The organism is Ignavibacteriota bacterium, from assembly GCA_016212665.1.
Classification (GTDB): domain Bacteria; phylum Bacteroidota; class Ignavibacteria; order UBA10030; family SZUA-254; genus FW602-bin19.
In genome coordinates this window covers 68,724-91,851 of record JACREZ010000039.1, presented here as the reverse complement: position 1 = coordinate 91,851, position 23,128 = coordinate 68,724, and the positions used below count along the sequence as shown (strand labels likewise).

Below are 23,128 nucleotides of genomic sequence, written 5' to 3'. Positions count from 1 at the left end.
TGGGGTAACTCCGCTCGTCCTACGGACTCGCTCCGTTACCCCACACGGTACTTGAACTTGATTCTCTGAACTTAAACTTGTATTATCTACTGACATTTCTAAAGTGCTCTACATACTGACATTTCTAAGGAGTTACTACAGCTCTGCCAATTTCGTGTTTTACTAATTTTGTAGGGGTAGGATCACGGACGTGACATCTTGCGAATTGTATCATGCCGGATTCATCTCCGCTGTATACGTTTGTGTAGTTTCCATCGCTGTGGAAGTATATTGTTATTCCGCTATCTGCTGCTGTTGTCGAGTCTGCTAGTGTGAACATGTCGCGTTTCATTCTGTATGCTATGCTGTTTGTGTCTGTTGTTGTCCAATTTCCAAAACCCATTACTTGAACTGCTTTTGTTGTATCTGTACTGTTTGCATTGTTTAATGCTACTCGTATTGGTAAATTTTTCCAATATCTTATGTCGTATCCTCTTCCTGATGGTTGATACATTTCTAGGAATTTTTCTACGCTGATTGTGTCTGTTCCCATTGATACGTTTTGTATTTTTGATGGCATTGAAACGTTTATAGTGTCATCGCCCATACTTTCAATATTTTCGTCGAAGCATATTTTTCCTTCTTTTGTGAATCTTAGATTGCTTATATTATTGTCTGTGATTAGTGTATAATTTCCGTTTTCATCCGTCCATGTCATTGCTGTTCCACTGTCTGCGTCTACTTTAACATTTTCTATTGGAGAACCTGTTATTTGGTCGTCGAGTGTTCGGACTGTTCCAGTTATTGTGTATTCTTGTGCTTGTGTATTGTCAATAAACAATCCTCCTAAAAGAATACAGCAGGCAATAATAATTTTTCTTGGATAGTTCATATCGGTTTGTTTTAGAGTTTTAGTTCCCGTCCCTGCTCTCCCCGGTGTGTGTACAAAGCCGTTGTTCTACTACGTTCTTGTTCTCACGCTCCTCATACTGTATGAACGAGAAGAAATTGCTATGGCTCATGAACCAAGTCGTACTTGATTTTTGCAATGCGGGATTTGTACGGCTCCTGTTTCTGCATCTCAGGTGTAATTTCTATTGCACCATCGGCAAGTAAACTATTGATTATGCGCTGTTCCTCTGTCAATTCTTTATTTTTTTTTGTAACTATTGCTTTTGTTTTTTCCATTGGATGAATCTTTCTCTGTATTGTTGATAATGTTCTTTAATATTTTTCTTAGCATAATTCAATGCATCTTCGTTCGACATGCTGGATAACCAAATCTTCTGCTTGGTCTCACTATCTGGTCCTAAAATATCTATATGCGGCATACCGTGGGCGCTATCGAAACGGAGAATTTCCACTTCCTCATCATCAATGATTGTAATAAATTTTACCACGAACGAAGTTAATGTCCCTTGTATTGTTTCAAAATAAACAAAGATAGAATTTTCTTCATCGAGGATAACTCTATAATTTCTCTCAGGCATGGAGAATTCTACTTAATTTCAAAGAGAATTCCAAGCCAAGAACTGCTTATTCTGTAAGATTCCACTTCTTTTGTTGATTTGATATTATCACCGAATCAAGAAATTGATGATACCGTTGCGGAAGATTTTTGTACTTCGGCTTTGATTGAGCAAGGATTTCTTCAAGCGTGTTTGCAGCATTAACAAACTCAATGGCGTTAGTAAGATACTCAGTAAGTTTCTTTCTTACTTTCTCCTGAACTGTCGTATCTTCCGTTCCTGAAATGATGGCGACAGCGGAATCAAGATTCCAACCGCTTTCACAAAATACTTTGAAGCAGGTCCCGCGAAAATACTCGGCAACCGTTCCGCGATTCATTCCTCCTAATTCATCTGCTGTTTCGGAAATTGCGCTGCGGGAGAATTGCTTGCTTCTCAGCAGTTCGAGAATCTGCTCTTCAATATCGAGTGAGGAAAAACTTGTGTCGGCAAATTCTTTCGGCAGGTCTTTGATTCTGATAAACGAACGCCCTTCCGCCTGCGCGAGGACAATCGCATGTTTGATAACGCTTTGAAGTTCCCGGACATTTCCTTTCCATTCATGCTGAAGAAGTAACTTGGAAACGGATGCGCTCAGCGTCATTTCGGTTGCATCCGATTTCAGGAAATGTTCGACAAGCAACGCGATATCCTGCTGTCGTTCTCTCAACGCGGGGAGCGTTACGGTGAAAACATTCAGCCGGTAAAATAAATCTTCGCGGAATCGTTTCTCTTTCACTTCCTGCTTGATGTCCCGGTTCGTTGCGGCGATGACTCGCACATTCACGTTCCGTGTTTGCGTTCCGCCGACTCGTTCGAACGTTCCTTCCTGCAACACACGAAGCAGTTTCACCTGAAACGCTTCGCTTGTCTCGGCAATCTCATCGAGGAAGATTGTTCCTTCGTTGGCAAGTTCAAAACGTCCGGCTCGTTCTTTTATTGCACCGGTGAACGCGCCTTTCTCGTGTCCGAACAATTCGCTTTCGAGGAGCGTCTCCGTCAGCGCGCCGCAATTGACTGCAACGAACTGTTTCTCATTCCTGTTGCTTGCAAGATGAATCGCCCTCGCCGCCATCTCTTTTCCCGTTCCGCTCTCGCCGAGTATCAGCACGGAGGCATCGGTGGCAGCAATTTTCTTCATGAAGTTCACCACATCCGCCATCGCGCCGGATGATTGATAGACAATGCCGTGGAAATTTTCTGCTGTCATTTGCGACTGCACAACCGGAAGTTGTGTCGGTTTTAAATCTTCAACCTGCGATTGCAGTTTCCCGATTTCCTGCTTGTACTTGTTGATTTCCTGAAGCAACTCAACGCTCGGTTGTTGCGTTCGCTGTTGTATTGACGACTGTAATTGCTGTTCAAGTTTTTGCAGATGCTCTTCTTTTTCCCGCAAGATTCGTTCGGCATTTCCCTGCTCAATTTCGATGATGGAAAGTTTCGATTGCACCTGCAACTGCTTGTGAAGTATCAATCCGACAGAAACGAAGATTAGCATGAACAGCGTAACCGCAACGGGGAGAATGGTTGAACTGAGAACAAACAACGCGTACCCAAGAATGATGACAGCAACAACAAGGAGCGCAACACCTGCCAGGCCGAACAAAAGATTTTTTCTCAAGAACCACACGGCGAGTAATCCGGCAGTGAGTGCAACAAACATTTCGACCGTTGCCGATGCTTGTGTCGGCGTCGTTCCTTTCAGAAGATTGTCCATCACGATTGCGTGTATGCCGATGGAAGGAAATTGATGTTCAAACGGTGTTTGAACAAACGTACTTTTTCCTTCGGCAATGATTCCGACAAGTACGATTTTCCCGTGCAACGGATGCGGCGTTTTCGTTTGCGCGCTTGCAGTTTTCCATTCATCGAACTCCTGTAAAAATCTCAATGCGGAAATTGTATGAAGCGAACTTGTCCCGCCGGAAAAATTCAGAAGCGCTTCGCCTTCATCGGTACAGGAAGCGGTCCGGGTTGTTCCTTTCATCAATAAAGAAACCGAATTTCCCTGAATGGAAATATCTTCTTTGTTCAATTTCAAACCGAGCCGAAGAAGTTCAAGCGACAACGCGGGAACCATTTCCGTTCCGTTCTTCACAAACAACGGAACCGAGAGTTGTTCATTGAGATTCGTGTGTGCAATCGAAGCGGCGCTTGACCGCAGTTCGTGAAATGGCAACTCCGGTTGCGAACCGACAGGGAACGAAGGAGAACCCGATTCACCCTTCTCCAGCGAAGCAAAATATCCGCTCATCACAACATTGCCCGATGATTTCACTACCGTTGCAAACACGTTATCGAATTCAGGATGTTCTCTGTCGGGATTGGTGAACGCGATGTCAAAGCCAATTGCGCTTACGCCTGCTTCATGCAACGCAGAGACAAGGAGTGCATAATAATTTCGTTTCAACGGATACCCGCCGAGTGCGGCAATATCTTCGTTTCCGAAATAGACAATCACGATGGAAGAATCGAGCGGTTGTTCGCCTCGCACCCGGTAGAATTGCCGGAGAAGCGCGCTGTTCGCCCCGGAGAAAATATCGTACGCGAGAAGCGAGAGGAGAATTGCAACAACAACCGCTGCTGTGCCGACAAAGTAATGTTTGGAGAGAAATTGTTTCATGCTTAATGACTACGGCGCATTGCCGTAAACGACAATGCTAAAATTATTCAAACATTCTTGAAGAATGTTTGTGCACAAACGGGAGTCGGATTCATCCGACTTGAACTCCGTAGCGTCACCGTTCACGGTGATGCGGTGAAGAACATTCTGTCCGTTTTCAATCGTATCGCGCATTTCATTACCGTGTGTTTAACCCGCGGGGATTGAGCCACTGCTCAGGATTTTGTTTTTCCCGGTCTTTCCACACCTCGAAATGCAACACCGCGCCTTCAACCGATTCGCCGCTTCGTCCGAGCAAACTTTTCTGCTGAACTTTTTCTCCTTCGTTCACGGAGATTTCCGAGAGATGCGCATACACAGTTCGGAAACCATCCGAGTGGTCAACGATGACGAGATTGCCGAACGACGGAAGCCATGAGATAAGCGACACTTCTCCCGCCGCAACCGACGTTACCTGCGTACCAACGGGAACCGCAACGTCAATGCCGGTATTTTGCGTTACCGTTCCGAGTTGTTTGTTCTGCTGATTGCCGAACCGTCCGATAATTTTTCCGCTTGCAACGGGCCACGGCAACGCACGGCGAAGATTGACGAATGATTTCCCCGTCGTCGAAGGAACCGGCGGTGGCTGTTTGTTCGCCTTGGCAAGTTCTTCTTCGCGCAGTTTCCTTACCCGCTCCGCTTCAATTAATTTTGCAATGAGTTGTTCAAGTTTCTTTGCATCGGCGGTAATCCGGTTTGCATCCTTCTGGAGATTGTTCTTATCCTTCCGCACCTGCGCAAGCGCCTTACGCCGCTTCTTCACGTTATCGGCTAAGGTGTTCTCCTCTTTCTTTTTTTGTTTGATGAAATCCTGTTGCTCGTCGAGTTGCTGATTGAGTTTGATATTTTCTTTTTCGATTTCATCCCGCTGAAGGACAATGTTACTCAAATCTTTTTTCCTTTGTTCAGAAAATCTCCTCAAATATTCCGAACGGATAAGCGATTGGTTGAACGACTTCGAGGCGAGCAGTAACTCCAAATCGTGCGAACGTCCATACTTGTAGAGCCGCGTAACATACTTTGCGTATTGCTGTTTGAGTGAGGTGAGTTGCTTCGTCAAAGAACGAATCGAGCGGCGTGTTGCTTCAATGTCGTTTTCCAAATCACGTTCTTTTTTGTGCAGCGCTTTGATGAGTTTTCTGATGAGATTCGCCTGCCTGTCATACTGGTCGAGAAGGTCAAGTGTTGCCTTTTCTTTCTTCTCCTTCTCCTGAATTTTCTTTTCGATTTGTTCTATTTCCCGACGGAGTTTGTTCAGGTCGGATTGACTGGATTGAATGTCGGTCTGCGCTGATGCGAAACAGACAACCATCAACATCAAAACAACGAACAATGAATAAGACTTCACTTCCGAATTACCTTCACATGTTCAGGGAGCGTGAACGAACAATCCACCTCTTCATTGATTTCTACTTTTCTATAGACAAGCGAAATACTTCGTCCGTCATCGGGAAAAGATATTTTCAGAACAGACGGCGTGGAGACATCACTTCCCGCCGTGATGCGCGATGCTTCCGCTTTGTACAGCACTTTATCCTCACTATCCTTCACCAAATAATCTGTGATGATAAATGTTTCTGCATCAATCCTATACTCGATTGTTTTTCCATTTCGATAAAATGCCATCAGATATTCTTCTTCGGTTTTGGAAAAGCGAATCATTGAATCAGTAATGATGGGAAATGCGCCGGTGAACGCATCGAGAATCTGTTCGACCGGAAGAGCGACATGAAGAATCGAAAGTAATGAAGAGGAATCGGGCGAGCCGACAACTGCCTGATTCTCCAATGCGCTGTAAAATTGAAAAAAAGTTTTCGTGAGTGAAAGTGTTCCGACATGAATCCCGAACGGTCCCCGAATCTCAAGCAACAGCGAATCGGGCTTCTTCAGTGAAAGTTGAAACGCTCCGCTGTTGGAAAGTTCGGGACTGTCAACTGAAATGTTGCCGCTCGATTGCAACGTGCGAACCGAATTGTTTCGTTCAATGACACGCTGAAACACTTCCTCAGCGGTTATCGGCTGACTTGTTGTCTCTTTCATGACGGGACGCGGCGCACACTGAAACAAAACGAAAGAAAAATTACACAGGAGAATCCATCGGAACAGCCTCACAATTCTCCCCTCTGAATTTTGTCCTTCAACACCTGATTGTTGCTGTCGAGGTCGAGCGCTTTCTTCCAATACTCCTGCGCTTTTTCTTTTTGATTCATCTTTGCATAGACATCGCCCAAATGCTCGAAGACGACTGCGCTGTTGGTTCCAAGGTCAATCGCTTTTTTGATGTATCGCTCGGCTTCTTCATAATTTCCGAGACGGAAATAAATCCATCCCATGCTATCGAGATACGACTGGTTATTCGGTTGTTGTTCGAGCGCTTTTTTCAACATCGTTTCAGCGCGCTCCAACTGTTCGTTACGGTCGGCAAGACTGTAACCGTAATTATTCAGCACAAGAGAATTATTGGGACTGAGTCGCAACGCCCGTTCGTACATCGTGTCGGAATCGGGATGGCGTTTCAGTTCATCATACACAAGTCCGAGCGCGCTTAATGCATCGGCATTTTTCGGATTGATGGCGATGGCGCGTTCGAGAGCAAGCGCGGCATCGGTCGGACGTTTCAATCGCTGTAATGTCAATCCGTAAATAAACTCAACACGGAATTCTTCCTTGACATTCTTCTTCGCTTCTTCCAAAACATCGAGCGCTTTTTGCAATTCTCCTTTATCAAACCACACGGAGGCAACGCCAACCCAACCGTCGGCATTCCACTTTGCCAATTCAGTTACTTTTTTGAAATAGACAACCGATATCGAATCTTCCCGTTTCACATTGGCAATCGCTCCGAGAAACCAATACGGTCGCCAATCGTCCGGGTACTGTTTCAACATTCCCTGAAACATTTCTTCCGCCAAAGGAATGACGACAGAATCGCGCTCGACAAACGTGATGAACACTTTTCCGAATTCAAGTTGGTCATCAATTGAAAGCGTATCACGGGTGATGAGGGAATCGAACTGTTCCTGCGCTTTTGCATAATCGCGCTTCACGAGATACGCGTGCGCAATGGAAGCGCGCAACACGACATTTTCCGGATGAAGTTCGACAAGTTCATCAAACAAACTCAGCGCGGCATCTACGCTGTCCATCTCCATGTACAAATCGCCGAGCGATTTTTTTATTTCAAAATTTGCATGATTGAGCGCCAACATTCCTTTCATCGCCTCTGCCGCTTTGGGGAGATTCCCGAGCGCACTGTACAACTGCACCATTTGAATATAGATATGGTCGTCCGGTCCGAAACGTTCCAAAATCTGCTCGCACACTTCCAGAGATTTCAATGGCGCAATGTATAACATCACTTGAGCATAATTGTACCACGATTTTTTCCGTGTAGAATCTTGCTGAATAATGGTTTCGATTTGTTTTGCTGCCTCATTCAACTGTGAAACATCCATGTAAATTTCTGCAAGTATTTCGCGGTACTCGATATTCTTCGGCTCCAACCGGACTGCATTGTGTGCGGCTTCGAGCGCCTGCTCGTGCTTGCCGAGTAAAGCATAATCTTTTGCAAGCGCGAAGTAAATTGCCGGCTCTTCAAAAAAGCGGAGAGCGTCCTGATACTCCAAAATTGCGGCTGCGTATTCTTCCCGCTGGTCGAGCAGTTGACCGTTGAGATACCGTTCAAGCGCGGCGTCCCGCAGTTCCGTTTTTCGTTCCGTATCTTCCTGAGTTTGTTGAGAGGAGGAGCATCCCGCGATTGCAAACGCAACGAGGATAATGAAACTCCATTGTGTGATGTGTTTGAACATGTTTTTGTGATTCATTTCGGAAAAAATATACCAATTTGAGGAGTGAATCACAAGGTTTTCCGATGTCGGGGTTTTGTTCAATAGTCAGGATTCCTCTGTTACCATTCACAACAATCATTATTCTGTGGAATCAGTTTGTAAGACCGGATTCCACAAACAAAAACTGCCCGAAGGTTTTTGAGTAGTGGAATCTATTTCGTAAGTTTGAACAAAATTATGAACAACAGATGTCCGCTATGTGGAGGAACAAAAGAAAAGGGGAATACCACCTTCACAGTAGATTACACAACTGGTGTGATTGTAGTGCGTAATGTCCCCGCCTTAGTTTGCTCGCAATGTGGTGAAGAATGGATTGATAACAACACCTCGACCCAATTAGAAGAAATAACACGAGACGCGCGCACTGCTATGAAGCAAGTCGAAGTGCTCGATTTTACGGCTGTAGCCGTGGCGTGAATTTTAGATAACCTGATTTCTAAAACGAAAACCAAAAACCAATTAACCAATAACTATTTAACAAGTAACTAAAAAATATCGCGTAGCCACGGCTAACCGTAAAACCATTTTTATCATGAATACTATGCAAAGTTGAAGATGCTTGGCTTTATGGTTCATCGGGATATGGTAGAAGATTTGTTGAAAATGACAACCAAATAACTTCATTTTTTCTCTTCTTGCAGGGACAGGTTTTTCTCAAAACCTGTCCCTTTTTTGTTTTATTTTACTGAACTTCTCAACAGTGAGAAAGACCCTGAATATCTTTTAAAAGCCTGAAAAATTCTGGAGCATCCTGACACGTTTACAAGGGTAACACAAACTTTCGGACTGTTTTGCTGGCTCACTTCTTGCTCAACTCAAAATGGATTTATGCACGAAATGTCTGTCGCTCAAAATATTCTCAGCATCATTCAACACCAACTTTCTGAAGAACAGATGCGAAACGCTTTGCTCATTCATTTGCGGATTGGCGATGCGGCAGGCATTGTTCCGGAATCTCTTGAATTTTGTTTCAACGCGATAACGGCTGAATCTCCTCTCCACTCTGCCACACTTTCCATCGAACGTATTCCGCTTCAACTTCATTGCAATACGTGTAACACAGACTCAATTTCAGAATCAGGAATGTTTCTCTGTCAACAATGCGGAGCGAGTGATATCAACGTCATTGCAGGAACAGAATTACAACTTGTTGACATCGAACTGAATGACGCAATCGAGGAGTCGGCATGAGCGTCATTACCATCGAGCGGAAAATTCTTGAGAAGAACGATGAGATTGCAGGACGCAACCGCGCGCTGTTTGCCGAGCATGGATTGCTCGTGTTGAATGTTGTCAGTTCTCCCGGATCCGGCAAGACAAGCATCCTCGAACGAACGATTGAACAATTGCGCGGCAACATTTCTCTCGCTGTGATTGAAGGAGACGTACAGACTGATATTGACGCACAACGGGTCAGTCGTCTCGGTGTTCCTGCCGTGCAGATTGTTACACGCGGCGGATGTCATCTCGAAGCAAATCTTGTTCACGACGCGTTACAGAACATCAATCTTTCAGCAATCAATCTTTTAATTATCGAAAACGTCGGTAACCTTGTTTGTCCCGCTAATTATGACTTAGGCGAAACGATGAAAGTTGTCGTCATCAGCACAACGGAAGGGGATGATAAACCGCTCAAGTACCCGAATATGTTTCGTTACGCTTCTGTCCTTATTATCAATAAAATTGATTTGCTTCCGTACGTGAACTGCAACATCGAACAACTGAAACAGAACGCACTCTCCGTCAATCCAAACTTACGTGTGTTTGAAACTTCCTGCACAACAGGTGCGGGAATTCAATCATGGTGCGAATGGCTTCTTCAACAAACAGGTCAGAAATGAAAAGCCGTTGCAAGATTTCGATTCGAGGAGCGGTGCAAGGCGTTGGATTTCGCCCGTTCATCTTCCGGCTTGCAACAGAACTTGGTGTAACCGGTTGGGTGCTAAACTCTTCGCAAGGAGTTTTTATCGAAGCAGAGGGAGAGAAAACATTGCTTGATTCTTTTTTGTTAAGAATTGAAAAAGAAAAGCCGCCGCTTTCCTTCATTCAAAGTTTTGAATCTTCGTTTCTCGATATTGTTGGCTACGAACAGTTTGAAATCCGGCAGAGCGAAAGCAATGGAAAAATCTCCGCGCTTGTGTTGCCTGATATTGCTACATGTCCTGATTGTGTGAAGGAAATTTTTGACCCATCGAACCGTCGCTACCTCTATCCGTTCACAAACTGCACGAACTGCGGACCACGTTTCTCCATCATCGAAGCATTGCCGTACGACAGGCACAACACAACAATGAAGAACTTTGAAATGTGCGATGACTGCCGGTTCGAGTACAACAATCCGCTCGACAGAAGATTTCATGCACAACCGAACGCCTGTCCCAAGTGCGGTCCACATCTGGAATTGTGGAACGAAAAAGGCAATATTCTTTCAACTCATCATCAGGCATTATTGCAAACGGCAGAAGCAATTCGCGCCGGAAAGATTGTCGCTCTCAAAGGGCTTGGCGGATTCCATCTCATCGTAGATGCACGAAATGAAGATGCTATTGTTCGGCTCCGTCAGCGAAAACACCGGGAAGAAAAATCCTTTGCTCTCATGTTTCCGTCGCTCGAATCAATCAAAGAAGTGTGTATTGTATCCGAACTTGAAGAACGCCTCCTTCTTTCACCTGAATCTCCAGTTGTGCTATTGAAATTAATTCACCACGGAATACACGGATCTAATAGATTTTCACAGATTCAACAATCTCCATCAACCCATATCACACAACCCAAATCTCACATCGCTTCAGGTGTCGCTCCACGCAATCCCTACCTCGGTGTAATGCTTCCCTACACTCCTCTTCACCATCTACTTTTGAGCGAGTTAGGATTTCCTGTTGTCGCCACAAGCGGCAATCTTTCCGATGAACCTATTTGTATTGATGAACATGAAGCATTGAAACGATTGCAAGAAATTGCCGATGTCTTCTTCGTTCACAATCGTCCCATCAAACGACATGTGGATGATTCTGTTGTTCGGGTGATGTTGGGACGTGAATTGGTGATGAGACGTGCACGTGGTTACGCGCCTCTCCCCATCCAATGTCATTCTGAATCCCCGATTCCTGCCCGTCCGGCAGGCGGGTATCGGGGTGAGGAATCTCATTCACTGATAGCTGTCGGCGCTCATCTGAAAAACACCGTCGCTATTACATCAGGTGAAAACGTATTCATCAGCCAGCACATCGGCGATTTGGAAACGAAAGAATCATTCTATGCTTTCAAGAATGTCATTCAAGATTTTCAAATGCTGTACGATATTCATCCCGAAACTATCGTTTGCGACCTGCACCCTGATTACCTCTCAACCAAATATGCTCATCAAACTTGCAACCTGCAACCGGAAACCGGAAACCGAAAACTGGAAACCATTCAACACCATTACGCCCACATCGCTTCCTGCATGGCAGAAAACCAACTCGACGGACAAGTGCTTGGCGTTTCGTGGGATGGGACGGGTTTCGGAACCGATGGAACAATCTGGGGCGGCGAATTTTTGTTGACGAATGAAACATCGTTCGAACGCGTTGCAACATTCAGAGCGTTTCCACTTCCCGGCGGCGAGAAAGCAATCAAAGAACCGAGACGAACTGCGCTCGGCTTACTGTACGAAATGTATGGCAGTGATATTTTCTCAAAACAAAAAACTCCATCAATCCATTCTCCACTACTCCAATCATTCGACAAGGATGAACTTTCTCTTCTTCAAACAATGCTTGAAAAAAACATCAACTGCACGGCAACGTCGAGTGTTGGTCGTCTCTTTGATTCTGTCGCATCGCTGATTGGCGTTCGGCAACGAGTGAATTTTGAAGGGCAAGCGGCGATGGAACTGGAGTTTCTCACGGATGGAATTCTGACAGTTGAACATTATGAATTTCGAATTTCGGATTGCCAATTGCGAAATAAGAATCAATTCGAAATTGGCAATCCGCAATCCGCAATCCGAGTTGATTGGAAACCAATGATTGAAAACATTCTGAGCGACATTGAGGAGAACGAATCCAGGGAAATCATCTCCGCAAGGTTTCACAACACGCTGACAGAAATTATTATCGAAGTTGCAAAGCGAATCGGAGAAGAACGGGTCGTGTTGAGCGGTGGATGTTTTCAGAATAAATATCTGACAGAAAGAACGGTGACACGGTTACGTCAAGAAGGCTTTCATCCATACTGGCATCAGCGCGTGCCAACGAACGACGGAGGCATCGCGCTCGGACAAGTGTACGCGGCAATGCGGTTGCAAAGAACACAGGATTTACAACATCAGAAACAACTTGAAGAAACGATTGTATGAATTTACTCACAGGACAAATTGAAGAAATCTATATCGAGAACGGGACTACGTACGGCAGGGTAAACGTCAACGGAGCGTATAAGCGGGTGCCGTTATTTTTCCTTCTCGAGGCAAAGGTCGGCGACACGGTTTTAATTGAAGCGGGCGTCGGCATATCCATTTATCAGGAAGAAACAGAAACTGACTATGTGTTTAGCGATACCGGGAAAAGTCGTCTCAATTGAACGCGAGCGTTCTCCGCTCATGGGAACGGTGAACTTCGGCGGCATTCAAAAACAGGTCTGCCTCGACCTCGTCCCTGACGTGCGGCTCGGCGAGTATGTCATCGTCCACGTCGGCTTCGCCATCAGCAAGATGGATGAACACGAAGCGCAGGAAACGTTAAAACTGTTTGAAGAGATTGATGGATTGGATGAATTGAGGATTTCTGATGGATAAAAATATATCGGTATAACAAAAAATATCAATCGTCACTCTGACGAAATAGTACTTTTTTCACAACAAACAAAAGAACAACATGAACCACACAACTACACTACCAAAACCAACACCATTTTCACTGAACGCACGACGCGGCGTGTACTACAATATCGCCGACGTAATGTCATCGTTCGACTCACTTCTGCCAAACGACGAACTTCAATTCTTCGAGCAGGTTGATTGCATGTATCGAACGATGTGCAGCATCCTTTTCAATTTTGTTCCAACCTCCGGGCATCCCGGGGGAAGTATTTCTTCGGGGCGGGCAGTCGAGATGCTTCTCTATCGAACAATGGATTACGATTTTTCTCAGCCGGACAATAACACAGCCGACATGATTTCGTACGCCGCCGGACATAAAGCAATGGGTTTGTATGCGATGTGGGCATTGAGAAACGAACTTGTTCGATTGGGCAATCCATCGTTGCTAGCAGACGAAAAACGGCAACTCCGTTTGGAAGATTTACTCGGCTTCAGGAGAAACCCGACGAACGAAACTCCGCTCTTCAAAAAACATAACGCGAAGGCGCTCGACGGACATCCGACATGCGCAACTCCGTTCATCAAGATTGCGACCGGGGCGAGCGGCGTCGGTGTTCCCGCGTCATTCGGACTTGCACTTGGCGCGCTCGATATGTACCCAAACAATCCACCGAATGTTCATGTGCTGGAAGGCGAAGGCGGAATGACACCCGGTCGTGTGCATGAAGCAATCTCATCAGCTGCGACATCTCAACTCTTCAACGCGTTCCTGCATATTGATTGGAATCAGGCATCAATTGATTCAAACCGTGTGTGCCGCGAAGACGGCGCGGTTGGCGATTATGTTCAATGGAATCCTGCCGAGTTGTGTTACGTGCATGATTGGAATGTCATCTACGTTCCGGATGGACATGACTTCAAACAAATCGCGGCGGCACAACGATTAGCACTGTCACTCGAAACGAAACAACCGACGGCGATTATTTATCGAACAACAAAAGGCTGGAAGTACGGCGTTGAAGGACGCGATTCGCATGGAGCGGGACATAAATTTGCCTCGGACGGATTTTACAATTCGCTGAAAGAATTCGAGCAAATGTTCAACGTTCAGTTTCCGCGATTCACAGGCGATGCTACTCCGGCACGAGTTGAGGAAAATTATTTTGAGTCGTTGATGATGATTCGGAAGGTTCTGGAGAACAACCCTCAACTGACAAAAACTGCCGGAATAAAAATCTTTGAAGCAAAAGAACGGCTGACTAAATCGCAACGAACGATTCGTGCTGAAGCGCCTTCACTTGGCTCGCTTTACACGAACAAAGAAATTGATGCGAACATCATCCCCGACGAATTGAAATTCTCCCCCGGAAGTTCTATCACCCTACGTGAAGTTCTCGGCAAAGCGATGAACATCCTCAACAAGAAAACGAACGGCGCATTCCTCGCCTCGGCGGCGGATTTGCTCGGCTCGACAAGCGTCAATCAGGTAAACAACGGATTCGCACCGGGATTTTTCAATGCAACATCGAATCCGAACTCGCGGCTGATTTCCATCGGCGGAATTTGTGAAGATGCGATGGGCGCAATGATGGCAGGAGTTGCAAGTTACGGTTCACACATCGGAGTGACATCATCGTATAGCGCGTTCATTGCCGCGCTTGAACATGTTCCGGCGCGACTGCATGGCATCGGACTTCAGGCGCGGGAGAGCGTAACCGGCGAACCGTACAACACATGGATTATGGTGAACGCACACGCGGGAGTAAAAACCGGTGAAGACGGACCAACGCACGCCGACCCGCAAGCGTTGCAACTGTTACAGGAATGTTTCCCCGATAGAGTGTGCATTACGCTCACACCCTGGGACCCGCAGGAGATGTGGACGTTACTTGTCGCCGCGCTGAAACTCCGTCCGGCAATTCTCGCTCCGTTTGTAACGCGCCCGCCGGAAAAAATAATTGACCGGGCTGCGTTCAAACTTCCTCCGGTTCAGGAAGCGGCAAAAGGTGTCTATGCTATTCGCACTGCTGATACAACTTCAAAACAACATAACGGTACTGTTGTTCTGCAAGGAAACGGTGTGGCGAGCATCTTCATCAACGAAGTCTTGCAGAAATTAGAACAAGAAGGTTTGAATCTCAATATTTATTACATTAGCAGCGTTGAATTGTTCAAGATGTTGCCAGCCAATGAACAGGAAAGAATCTTCCCCGAAGCGCTGACGTACGAAGCGATGGGCATTACCGATTTCACCATGCCGACGATGCACCAGTGGATACGAAGCAATGAAGGAATGAAACGTTCACTCCACTCGTTCCGCGGGGGACATTATCTCGGAAGCGGCGCGGCGGCGAAAGTATTGGAAGAAGCGGGCGTTCACGGTGCGGGACAATTCAAAGCAATTAAGGAATACGCGGCAATGATGGAAAAGCGAACCCAATAACAACGAGTACTCCTGAAAGGTAAATGAAATTCATTGATGAATACAGAAACGCAGGTGCGGCGCAGGCAATCGCAAGCGCGATTGCCTCCCTCACCACGCGCCCGTGGACAATCATGGAAATCTGCGGCGGACAAACGCACACGATTGTGAAGTATGGAATCGAGTCGTTACTGCCGAAAGAAATTTCACTCGTTCACGGACCGGGCTGTCCGGTCTGTGTTACTCCGATTGAGATGATTGACAAAGCAATCGCCATCGCTTCCATGCCTGATGTTATCCTCACTTCGTTCGGCGATATGCTTCGCGTTCCCGGTTCACAAAAAGATTTACTCACCGTCAAAGCGGAAGGCGGAACGGTTCGCATTGTGTATTCGCCGCTCGATGCTCTAACCATCGCTCAGAAAAATCCTGACAAACAGGTAGTCTTTTTTGCTGTCGGGTTTGAAACAACCGCGCCCGCAAATGCGATGGCGGTGTATCAGGCAAAGCGGCTTGGTATCAACAACTTTTCGATTCTCTGCTCGCATGTTCTCGTCCCTCCTGCGATTGAAGCGATTCTCTCCTCACCGCAGAATCTTGTCCGGGGATTTCTCGCGGCGGGACATGTTTGCACGGTCATGGGGTACGAAGAATATATTCCTCTTTCAAAAAAGTATCGCGTCCCAATTGTTGTTACCGGCTTTGAACCGGTGGATATTCTTCAGGGAATTTATATGACAATCAAACAACTGGAAGAAGGGTGTTGCGAAGTGGAAAATCAATATGCCCGCGCTGTTCGCCGCGAGGGAAACATTCCTGCAAAACAACTCCTCGAAGAAGTGTTTGAAACAACAGACAGAAAGTGGCGCGGAATCGGAGAAATTCCGGTAAGTGGTTACAAACTCAGGGCGGAGTATGAAGCGTTTGATGCAGAAAAGCGGTTCCGGGTTTCAGGTTCCGGGTTTCAGGAATCTCCGCTTTGCATTGCGGGGATGGTGCTTCAGGGATTGAAGAAACCGCACGAATGTTCCGCGTTCAGAAACGAGTGTACGCCGGAACGACCGCTCGGCGCGCCGATGGTTTCCTCCGAGGGCGCGTGCGCAGCGTATTATCAGTACAAGCCGTTCTTTAAGAATAATTGTTAGAGCATTATTGAACCATCACGGCAGAAAGAACATTCTATGAATAGCACCGCAGTCAATTCATCTTCAGGTCTCGTTGAAGCAATTCAGCATCTTGATGTTCACGACCATTTGTGTCTCATCTATGAAACACAGGAAGAACAATTCAACGCCATAATCCCTTTCATTCAAACCGGGCTGGAACGCAATGAGAAGTGTATTTACATTGCCGATGATAACACTGCCGATATTGTCCTTCAGGCAATGAAGAATCATGGGATTGATGTTCCAGTCGCAACTGCATCCGGGCAACTTCTTGTCGCTAATAAACAGGCGGCATATTTGAAGCATGGATTTTTTGACCCTGACTGGATGATACAGTTTTTGAAAGAGAGTACAACCCTTGCGTTACAAGAAGGCTATTCGGCGTTGAGAGTTACCGGTGAAATGACATGGGTACTCGGAGGCGAAAAGGGCGTGGAGCGGTTGATTGAATACGAAGCAAAATTGAATTACTTTTTCCCTGACCACAAAACTCTTGCAATTTGCCAGTACAACTTGAAACGATTTCGACCTGAATTATTAAAGCAAGTAATTGAAACACATCCCAAGGTTGTTGTCGGCGGTTGGGTGTGCAAGAATTTTTACTATGTCCCGCCCGATGAATTTCTCCATCCCGAACATCCATCGCGGGAAATACGGAGATTGTTAGATAATATTATTGCGCGGGAAGCGTTCGAGAAAACCTTGCAGAGCAACAAGCGCGAATTGGAAAACATTAACGCCCAACTACGAGAGGAAAACAAAAAACGCATCGAGACAGAACTTGAATTACGAAAAACTACGGAGTTGCTTGAGAAAATCTTCTCGACAACTCATCTTTTGATTGCCTACTTAGATACAAGTTTCAATTTTCTCAAAGTCAACCGTGCGTATGCTGAGACGGATAACAACGTCCCGGAATTCTATGTTGGAAAAAATCATTTTGATTTGTTTCCGAATGAGGAAAACAAAGTAATTTTTACAAAAGTGGTACAAACAGGAATTCCACATTATGCAACGGCAAAAACGTTCGAATATGCTTACCATCCGGAACGCGGGGTGTCTCATTGGGATTGGAGTTTACTCCCGGTGTTGGACCCGAACGGAGTTGTCACAAATGTTGTCCTTGTATTGTTGAATGTAACCGAACGAATCCGTGCAGAAGAAGCGCTTGGGAAAAGCGCGGAAGAACTGCGGGCATTTTTCAACCAATCAATTGACGGTTGTTTCTTCATGATGGTAGACGAGCCTGTTCGCTGGGATACTACCGTGGATAAAGAAAAAGCATTGGATTATATTTTCGCTCATCAACGTATCACTCAAATCAACGATGCTATGCTGGAACAATATGGCGCAACACGCGAACAATTTCTACGCCTCTCACCAAATGATTTATTCAAACATGACATTGCTTATGGAAGAAAACTTTGGCGTCAATTTTTTGATGCAGGAAAAATTCGTCTCGAAAGCGATGAACGTAAACTAAATGGAACACAAATGTGGATTGAAGGCGAATATATCGCTCTGTATGATTCCGAAGGAAGAATTACAGGTCAGTTTGGCATTCAACGCGACATCACTGAGCGAAAACGTATCGAAGATGCAATCCGCAAATCGGAGGCGCGCTACCGACAAACATTAGACTGCATGTTAGAGGGTTGCATGCTTATCGGATTTGACTGGACATATTTATATGTGAATGAGATAGCCGCATACCATGGTCATCAAAAACAGGAAGACCTTATCGGGAAAACGATGCTTGAGATGTACCCCGGAGTGGAACACTCTGAAATTTTTACTCATTATCGCCGTTGCATGGAAGAGCGCATTCCTCAACATTTTGAATCGAGTTTCATTTTTCCAAATGGAAGAACAAACTGGTATGAACTGAGCGTTGTTCCCGTCCCCGAAGGAATTTTTGTTCTTTCTCTGGACATTACCGAACGCAAACAAGCGGAAGAATTACTTCACCAGAGTGAAGAAAAATACAGAGACATTGTAACATGGGCTCCCATCGGCATCTATCAATCAACAGTGGACGGAAAATTTATCACCGCCAATGCATGTCTCGCGAAAATGTTAGGCTACGATTCAATCGGGGAATTGATGGAACAACGACTGCCAATAGATGTGTATCTTCATGAATCAGACAGGAAAACTTTTCTTGCACGTTACGACCACTCCGAGAGCGACTCTGTTGCTCACCTTGAAGTTCTGTGGAAAAAGAAAGACGGAACACCGATTTGGGTATCGTTAACCGCACATGCAGTTCGGGACGAACATAACAAAACACGTCTGTACGAAGGATTCGTACAGGACATCAGCGAACGAAAAACGATGGAAGACGAACGAAAAAATTTGGAGGCACAACTCGTCCAGACGCAAAAGTTAGAAGCAATCGGTACACTTGCAAGCGGTATCGCTCACGATTTCAATAATATTCTCGGTATCATTCTTGGATATAATAGTTTACTGAGAAATGCTTCACCCTCGCACGAGTCGATTGAAAAATCAACCGCGGTCATTGAAGGAGCAGTACAACGAGGAGCCGGATTAGTAAAACAAATTCTCACCTTTGCACGGCAGAGCGAGACTCATTTCGGTCCGTTGGATATCAATATCATTTCCAAAGAGATTTCGAAAATGCTGGCAGAAACATTTCCGAAAACGATTGTCATCAGTCTCGAACTCGAAAAAGACCTTCCCACCATCCATGCAGACCCGACACAGGTTCACCAGGTATTGCTGAACATTTGCGTAAATGCCCGCGACGCAATGTCGAGTAGCGGAATGCTGACAATAAAAACAACACGGGTACATTCAAGAGAGATGACACGATATTTCCAAACCGTGCCTGAAGGAACGTACCTTCTTCTGTCTATTTCAGATACCGGTTGCGGGATGAGCGAAGAAACAAAGAGCAGAATCTTCGAGCCGTTCTTCACAACGAAAGAAAAAGGAAAAGGAACCGGACTCGGGCTTTCCGTTGTGTACGGTATTGTGAAAAGCCACAACGGATTTGTCCGGGTTGAAAGTACGTTGGGAAAAGGAACCACATTCTTTTTATATTTTCCGGTGCCGAAAAAAAATGAAGAGCAACGATGTGAAACAAGGAACGCCAATGATACAATCGTCGGTGGAACAGAAACCATATTATTGGTTGAGGACGAACTGACACTCTCCGAACTGACAAAAGCATTTCTCGAAATGTACGGGTACGTCGTACTTACCGCGAAGGATGGTGATGAAGCAATCGAATTGTACCGGCAACGTTCCGGGAGTATTGATATTGTCATCACCGATATGGGCTTGCCGAAACTGACCGGCTTGGAAGTTCTGATTGAAATGAAAAAAATCAACCCGGAAATGAAATTGATTTTTGCAAGCGGCTATATCGAGCCGGAATTGAAATCGCTGATGTTCCGCTCCGGCGCGAAACTCTTTCTTTTCAAACCATACCAGCCGGGTGAGATACTCCAAGCCGTCCGGAACATTCTTGATTCACATTAAGGAACCTGTGAAACAGTTTCAACCTGGAATTAGAAATAACCATGTAACTATTTGAAGATTACCATGAACGACCAACAGAAATCAAAAAAAGAACTACTCGAAGAACTTGATCGCCTGAAGAGACAACTCGACGCAAACGAACACCCTTCGACACGTTCGGACGGAATGGACGCTTCTCACGGGGATGCTTCTACGCATTTGCAAACCCTGATGGAATATTTAGATTCGGGGATTTTATTCGAAAACAAAGAGCGCCGAATCCTCTATGTCAATTCAAAATTTTGTTCCCTGTTTAATATCCCGGTTCCGACAGAAGCGCTGGTGGGAATGGACTGCTCTCAATCGGCAGAGCAAAGCGCAGTGCTTTTCCGCGACCCTACGAAGTTTATCAAACGAATCAAACAATTAATCACAGAGAAAAAAATAGTATTGCATGAAGAACTCGAATTAGCGGACGGAAGAACGTTTGAGCGCGATTATATTCCCCTGAACACGGGAAAAGAACATAATGGCCACCTTTGGCACTACCGCGATATTAGCGAGCAGGTAAACCTCCAGAAATTAGTCAGGGAAAGTGAACAACGATTTAAGATGCTTGCAAATTTTACCCGTGATTGGGAATACTGGATTGCTCCCGACCTTACACTCGTCTTCAATTCTCCTTCAAGCGAGCAGATTACCGGCTACACAGCAGATGAATTTTACCAACGGCCTTCTCTTCTCGAAGAAATTATTCACGAAGAAGACAAACACTTCATGATGAAACATCTACATGAGCATTTGGATGACCCGGAACCCTTCTCTGCCGATTTCCGTATCCGTACAAAAAACGGTGAACTCCGTTGGCTCAGCCATTCCTGCCAACCTATTTGGAGTAAGGATGGAACATGGCTCGGAAGACGTGCAAGCAATCGCGATATCACGCAACGGAAAGAATTTGAACACGCATTACAGGAAAGCGAAACAAAACACAAAGCATTACTCAGCGCCATCCCCGATTGGATTTTTCTTCAAACAAAAGATGGAGTATACTTAGATTATCAAGCGAAGGATATTTCTAACCTTGCGGCGCCGCCGGAGAACTTTATCGGGAAAAATATGTTCACCATATTCCCTCTCTACCTGGCGAAACAATTTGCCCGGCATTTTGAAAATGTTTTTCAATCCAACTCCCTGCAAACACTTGAATATGATTATCATGGAAAAGCCGGATTGGAACATTATGAAGCACGTTCCGTTCCGCTGGATGACCAGCGTGTACTGACAATTGTCAGAAATATCACAGAACGAAAACAGATAGAAATGGCGTTGAAAGAGAGTGAACGAAATCTGAACGAGGCGCAGGCAATTTCACATATCGGAAGTTGGAAATGGGATTTCCAGACAAACAAAGTAAGTTGGTCAGATGAAATGTTCCTTCTCTTCGGCATATCGAAAGAAGAATTTGACGGGAATGTTGAACATGCAATTGAACGAGCCGTTCTCCCGGAAGACAAACCAAAACTTTTCGAAGCGAATAAAAGAGTACGTCAAAATCTAACTCCGGTTCCCCTGGAATACCGGGTAGTTCTCCCGGACGGGAACATACGGATTGTTTTTGCTGAAGGAAAGATGATTCGCGACAAGCACAACTTTATCACCGGCATAGCAGGAACGGTTCAGGATATTACCGAACGAAAAACAATCGAACTTTCACTTCAACGACGCGACCAAATACTCGAAGCAGTCGGGAAATCTGCCGAAGCGTTGGTCAAGTCTCATCTCGTAAACGAAGGAATTCAGGAAACATTAAGAGTACTTGGAGTAGCAACCAATTCCAGCCGTGTTTACATTTTCGAAAACCATCTTGACAAAGAAGAAACTGTTCTCACGAGCCAGCGATTTGAATGGTGCGCCGAAGGAATTGTTCCTCAAATTGATAACCCTGACTTGCAGAACGCCCCACTGGAAGATATTGGTTTCCGTCGTTGGATTGATTCGCTTTCTCAGAACAAACCCATTTATGGAAACATTAAGGAATTTCCTGAAGCGGAACGGGATTTTCTTGCCTTGCAGGAAATCAAATCTATCGTCATCATGCCCATCTACATCGGAACAGTATGGTGGGGTTTCATCGGGTTCGATGAGTGTGTGCAGGAAAGGGAATGGTCTATTGCAGAAATAGAAGCGCTCCATGCCGCCGCAGGAATGTTGGGCGCCGCACTTCAACATCAACAAGCCGAAATCATCCTATCAGAACAGGAACAACAATACAGAACGTTGTTTGACCTCTCCCCCGTCGGAATATTAGTTGAAGATACAAACGGCTTTATACTTCGGGCAAATGCAACTATCTGTCGTTCGCTCGGTTATTCGCTCGATGAATTAGTCGGCGTCCATGTTTCCAAACTTAATCCTCCGGCATTTGTGAATGAAATTGATGAACATACACAGAGAATTCTTTCCGGTGAAACATTAATACACGAAGTCCAAAACATCAAAAAAGACGGGACGCTGTGTTATGTGGAATTATATGAAACTGCCATTACCCTTCCCAATCATGAACCCGGAATTTTAGTTATTGCAAAAGACATAACAGAAAGAAAACAGACGGAAATGAAATTACTAAACTCGGAAATCAGTTACCGGGGATTGTTCGATTCCGTGAGCGATGCAATATACATTCAGGATGTTCAGGGGAAATTTCTCGATGTCAACAGGGGAGCCGAGCAGATGTATGGTTATCCGAAAGAATTCTTTGTCGGCAAAACACCGGAAATTCTTTCCGCCCCGGGAAAAAACGATATGCAAAAAACATTTGAGCATGTTCAAAAAGCATTTCAAGGCAAATCGCAACGGTTCGAGTTTTGGGGAATTCGGAGTAACGGTGAAATTTTCCCGAAGGATGTTGTGTTGAACCCCGGAACGTATTTTGGTCAACCCGTTCTGATTGCGCTCGCACGAGACATTACCGAACGGAAAAGAATGGAAGAAGAACGGGAACAACTCGTGAGCGATTTGCAGGAAGCGATGGCAAGTGTAAAAACGCTCGGCGGGCTACTCCCGATTTGTGCCGGATGTAAGAAAATCCGCGACGACAAAGGATACTGGGAACATGTCGAAAATTACATCATGCAACATACTGCCGCAACATTCACGCATGGCATGTGCCCGGAATGTTCAGATAAATATTTCCCTGAATACCGGCGGATAAAAGAAATGGGTTCAGATAATCAAGCGAAGAATGAATAAC

18 protein-coding genes are annotated in these 23,128 nt (G+C 45.4%); 10 read left to right on the top strand and 8 right to left on the bottom strand.

What is annotated here, in order from left to right; all coding sequences use genetic code 11:
- Window positions 1-124: 124 nt before the first annotated feature.
- The 8 genes from HY960_14145 to HY960_14110 all read right to left on the bottom strand — a co-directional run bounded on the left by HY960_14145 (window position 125) and on the right by HY960_14110 (window position 7,961).
- Window positions 125-871 carry a carboxypeptidase regulatory-like domain-containing protein gene (locus HY960_14145; GenBank protein ID MBI5216890.1) on the bottom strand — a complete coding sequence of 249 codons (747 nt, stop codon included), beginning with the start codon at window positions 869-871 and terminating at the stop codon, window positions 125-127.
- 119 nt (window positions 872-990) lie between these two features.
- Entirely contained in the window at window positions 991-1,167 is a 177-nt protein-coding gene (locus tag HY960_14140) for a hypothetical protein (GenBank protein MBI5216889.1), read from the bottom strand.
- Entirely contained in the window at window positions 1,146-1,469 is a 324-nt protein-coding gene (locus tag HY960_14135; protein MBI5216888.1) for a hypothetical protein, read from the bottom strand. The genes HY960_14140 and HY960_14135 overlap by 22 nt, the downstream gene beginning before the upstream one ends.
- A gap of 46 nt (window positions 1,470-1,515) precedes the next feature.
- A complete protein-coding gene (locus HY960_14130; protein MBI5216887.1) occupies window positions 1,516-4,110 on the bottom strand; it encodes a sigma 54-interacting transcriptional regulator in 2,595 nt (864 codons plus the stop codon).
- A 9-nt stretch (window positions 4,111-4,119) separates the two neighbouring features.
- A complete protein-coding gene (locus HY960_14125) occupies window positions 4,120-4,284 on the bottom strand; it encodes a hypothetical protein (protein MBI5216886.1) in 165 nt (54 codons plus the stop codon).
- A 4-nt stretch (window positions 4,285-4,288) separates the two neighbouring features.
- Window positions 4,289-5,500, bottom strand: a complete 1,212-nt coding sequence (locus HY960_14120; protein MBI5216885.1) for a peptidoglycan DD-metalloendopeptidase family protein — start codon at window positions 5,498-5,500, stop codon at window positions 4,289-4,291.
- Window positions 5,497-6,192 (bottom strand): DUF4292 domain-containing protein, encoded by a 696-nt coding sequence (locus HY960_14115; GenBank protein ID MBI5216884.1) that lies wholly within the window; start codon window positions 6,190-6,192, stop codon window positions 5,497-5,499. Before HY960_14115 ends, HY960_14120 begins: the two co-directional genes overlap by 4 nt.
- Window positions 6,193-6,260: 68 nt before the next feature.
- Complete coding sequence (locus HY960_14110) at window positions 6,261-7,961, bottom strand: tetratricopeptide repeat protein (protein ID MBI5216883.1); 1,701 nt, start codon at window positions 7,959-7,961, stop codon at window positions 6,261-6,263.
- A gap of 216 nt (window positions 7,962-8,177) precedes the next feature.
- Here HY960_14110 and HY960_14105 point away from each other — a divergent pair, with 216 nt between their 5' ends.
- From HY960_14105 to HY960_14060, 10 genes are all read left to right on the top strand, one after another.
- Window positions 8,178-8,417, top strand: a complete 240-nt coding sequence (locus HY960_14105) for a type II toxin-antitoxin system MqsA family antitoxin (protein MBI5216882.1) — start codon at window positions 8,178-8,180, stop codon at window positions 8,415-8,417.
- Between the two features lie 411 nt (window positions 8,418-8,828).
- The gene (locus HY960_14100) at window positions 8,829-9,191 is read left to right on the top strand and encodes a hydrogenase maturation nickel metallochaperone HypA (GenBank protein ID MBI5216881.1); all 363 of its coding nucleotides are present in this window, start codon (window positions 8,829-8,831) and stop codon (window positions 9,189-9,191) included.
- The gene (gene hypB / locus HY960_14095) at window positions 9,188-9,841 is read left to right on the top strand and encodes a hydrogenase nickel incorporation protein HypB (protein ID MBI5216880.1); all 654 of its coding nucleotides are present in this window, start codon (window positions 9,188-9,190) and stop codon (window positions 9,839-9,841) included. Before HY960_14100 ends, hypB begins: the two co-directional genes overlap by 4 nt.
- The gene (locus HY960_14090; GenBank protein ID MBI5216879.1) at window positions 9,811-12,339 is read left to right on the top strand and encodes a carbamoyltransferase HypF; all 2,529 of its coding nucleotides are present in this window, start codon (window positions 9,811-9,813) and stop codon (window positions 12,337-12,339) included. The genes hypB and HY960_14090 overlap by 31 nt, the downstream gene beginning before the upstream one ends.
- Entirely contained in the window at window positions 12,336-12,563 is a 228-nt protein-coding gene (locus tag HY960_14085; GenBank protein MBI5216878.1) for a HypC/HybG/HupF family hydrogenase formation chaperone, read from the top strand. The genes HY960_14090 and HY960_14085 overlap by 4 nt, the downstream gene beginning before the upstream one ends.
- A complete protein-coding gene (locus tag HY960_14080; GenBank protein MBI5216877.1) occupies window positions 12,526-12,777 on the top strand; it encodes a HypC/HybG/HupF family hydrogenase formation chaperone in 252 nt (83 codons plus the stop codon). The genes HY960_14085 and HY960_14080 overlap by 38 nt, the downstream gene beginning before the upstream one ends.
- A gap of 79 nt (window positions 12,778-12,856) precedes the next feature.
- Window positions 12,857-15,244 (top strand): hypothetical protein, encoded by a 2,388-nt coding sequence (locus tag HY960_14075; GenBank protein ID MBI5216876.1) that lies wholly within the window; start codon window positions 12,857-12,859, stop codon window positions 15,242-15,244.
- Window positions 15,245-15,267: 23 nt separating this feature from the next.
- Window positions 15,268-16,368 (top strand): hydrogenase formation protein HypD, encoded by a 1,101-nt coding sequence (gene hypD / locus HY960_14070; protein MBI5216875.1) that lies wholly within the window; start codon window positions 15,268-15,270, stop codon window positions 16,366-16,368.
- A gap of 36 nt (window positions 16,369-16,404) precedes the next feature.
- Window positions 16,405-19,896, top strand: coding sequence for an MEDS domain-containing protein (locus HY960_14065; protein ID MBI5216874.1), 3,492 nt, complete (start codon window positions 16,405-16,407; stop codon window positions 19,894-19,896).
- Between the two features lie 63 nt (window positions 19,897-19,959).
- Window positions 19,960-23,127: a PAS domain S-box protein gene (locus HY960_14060; protein MBI5216873.1), complete on the top strand. Its 3,168-nt coding sequence runs from the start codon at window positions 19,960-19,962 to the stop codon at window positions 23,125-23,127.
- Window position 23,128: the final 1 nt, after the last annotated feature.

What these genes read in the sequence shown, in the direction of transcription:
- HY960_14115 (MBI5216884.1), bottom strand. Translation starts at nt 6,192, where the DNA reads ATGAAAGAGACAACAAGTCAGCCGATAACCGCTGAGGAAGTGTTTCAG.
- HY960_14060 (MBI5216873.1), top strand. Translation starts at nt 19,960, where the DNA reads ATGAACGACCAACAGAAATCAAAAAAAGAACTACTCGAAGAACTTGAT.
- HY960_14080 (MBI5216877.1), top strand. Translation starts at nt 12,526, where the DNA reads ATGTGTTTAGCGATACCGGGAAAAGTCGTCTCAATTGAACGCGAGCGT.
- HY960_14110 (MBI5216883.1), bottom strand. Translation starts at nt 7,961, where the DNA reads ATGTTCAAACACATCACACAATGGAGTTTCATTATCCTCGTTGCGTTT.
- HY960_14065 (MBI5216874.1), top strand. Translation starts at nt 16,405, where the DNA reads ATGAATAGCACCGCAGTCAATTCATCTTCAGGTCTCGTTGAAGCAATT.
- HY960_14085 (MBI5216878.1), top strand. Translation starts at nt 12,336, where the DNA reads ATGAATTTACTCACAGGACAAATTGAAGAAATCTATATCGAGAACGGG.
- HY960_14090 (MBI5216879.1), top strand. Translation starts at nt 9,811, where the DNA reads ATGGCTTCTTCAACAAACAGGTCAGAAATGAAAAGCCGTTGCAAGATT.
- HY960_14125 (MBI5216886.1), bottom strand. Translation starts at nt 4,284, where the DNA reads ATGCGCGATACGATTGAAAACGGACAGAATGTTCTTCACCGCATCACC.
- HY960_14130 (MBI5216887.1), bottom strand. Translation starts at nt 4,110, where the DNA reads ATGAAACAATTTCTCTCCAAACATTACTTTGTCGGCACAGCAGCGGTT.
- HY960_14105 (MBI5216882.1), top strand. Translation starts at nt 8,178, where the DNA reads ATGAACAACAGATGTCCGCTATGTGGAGGAACAAAAGAAAAGGGGAAT.
- hypD (MBI5216875.1), top strand. Translation starts at nt 15,268, where the DNA reads ATGAAATTCATTGATGAATACAGAAACGCAGGTGCGGCGCAGGCAATC.
- HY960_14140 (MBI5216889.1), bottom strand. Translation starts at nt 1,167, where the DNA reads ATGGAAAAAACAAAAGCAATAGTTACAAAAAAAAATAAAGAATTGACA.
- HY960_14135 (MBI5216888.1), bottom strand. Translation starts at nt 1,469, where the DNA reads ATGCCTGAGAGAAATTATAGAGTTATCCTCGATGAAGAAAATTCTATC.
- hypB (MBI5216880.1), top strand. Translation starts at nt 9,188, where the DNA reads ATGAGCGTCATTACCATCGAGCGGAAAATTCTTGAGAAGAACGATGAG.
- HY960_14075 (MBI5216876.1), top strand. Translation starts at nt 12,857, where the DNA reads ATGAACCACACAACTACACTACCAAAACCAACACCATTTTCACTGAAC.
- HY960_14145 (MBI5216890.1), bottom strand. Translation starts at nt 871, where the DNA reads ATGAACTATCCAAGAAAAATTATTATTGCCTGCTGTATTCTTTTAGGA.
- HY960_14100 (MBI5216881.1), top strand. Translation starts at nt 8,829, where the DNA reads ATGCACGAAATGTCTGTCGCTCAAAATATTCTCAGCATCATTCAACAC.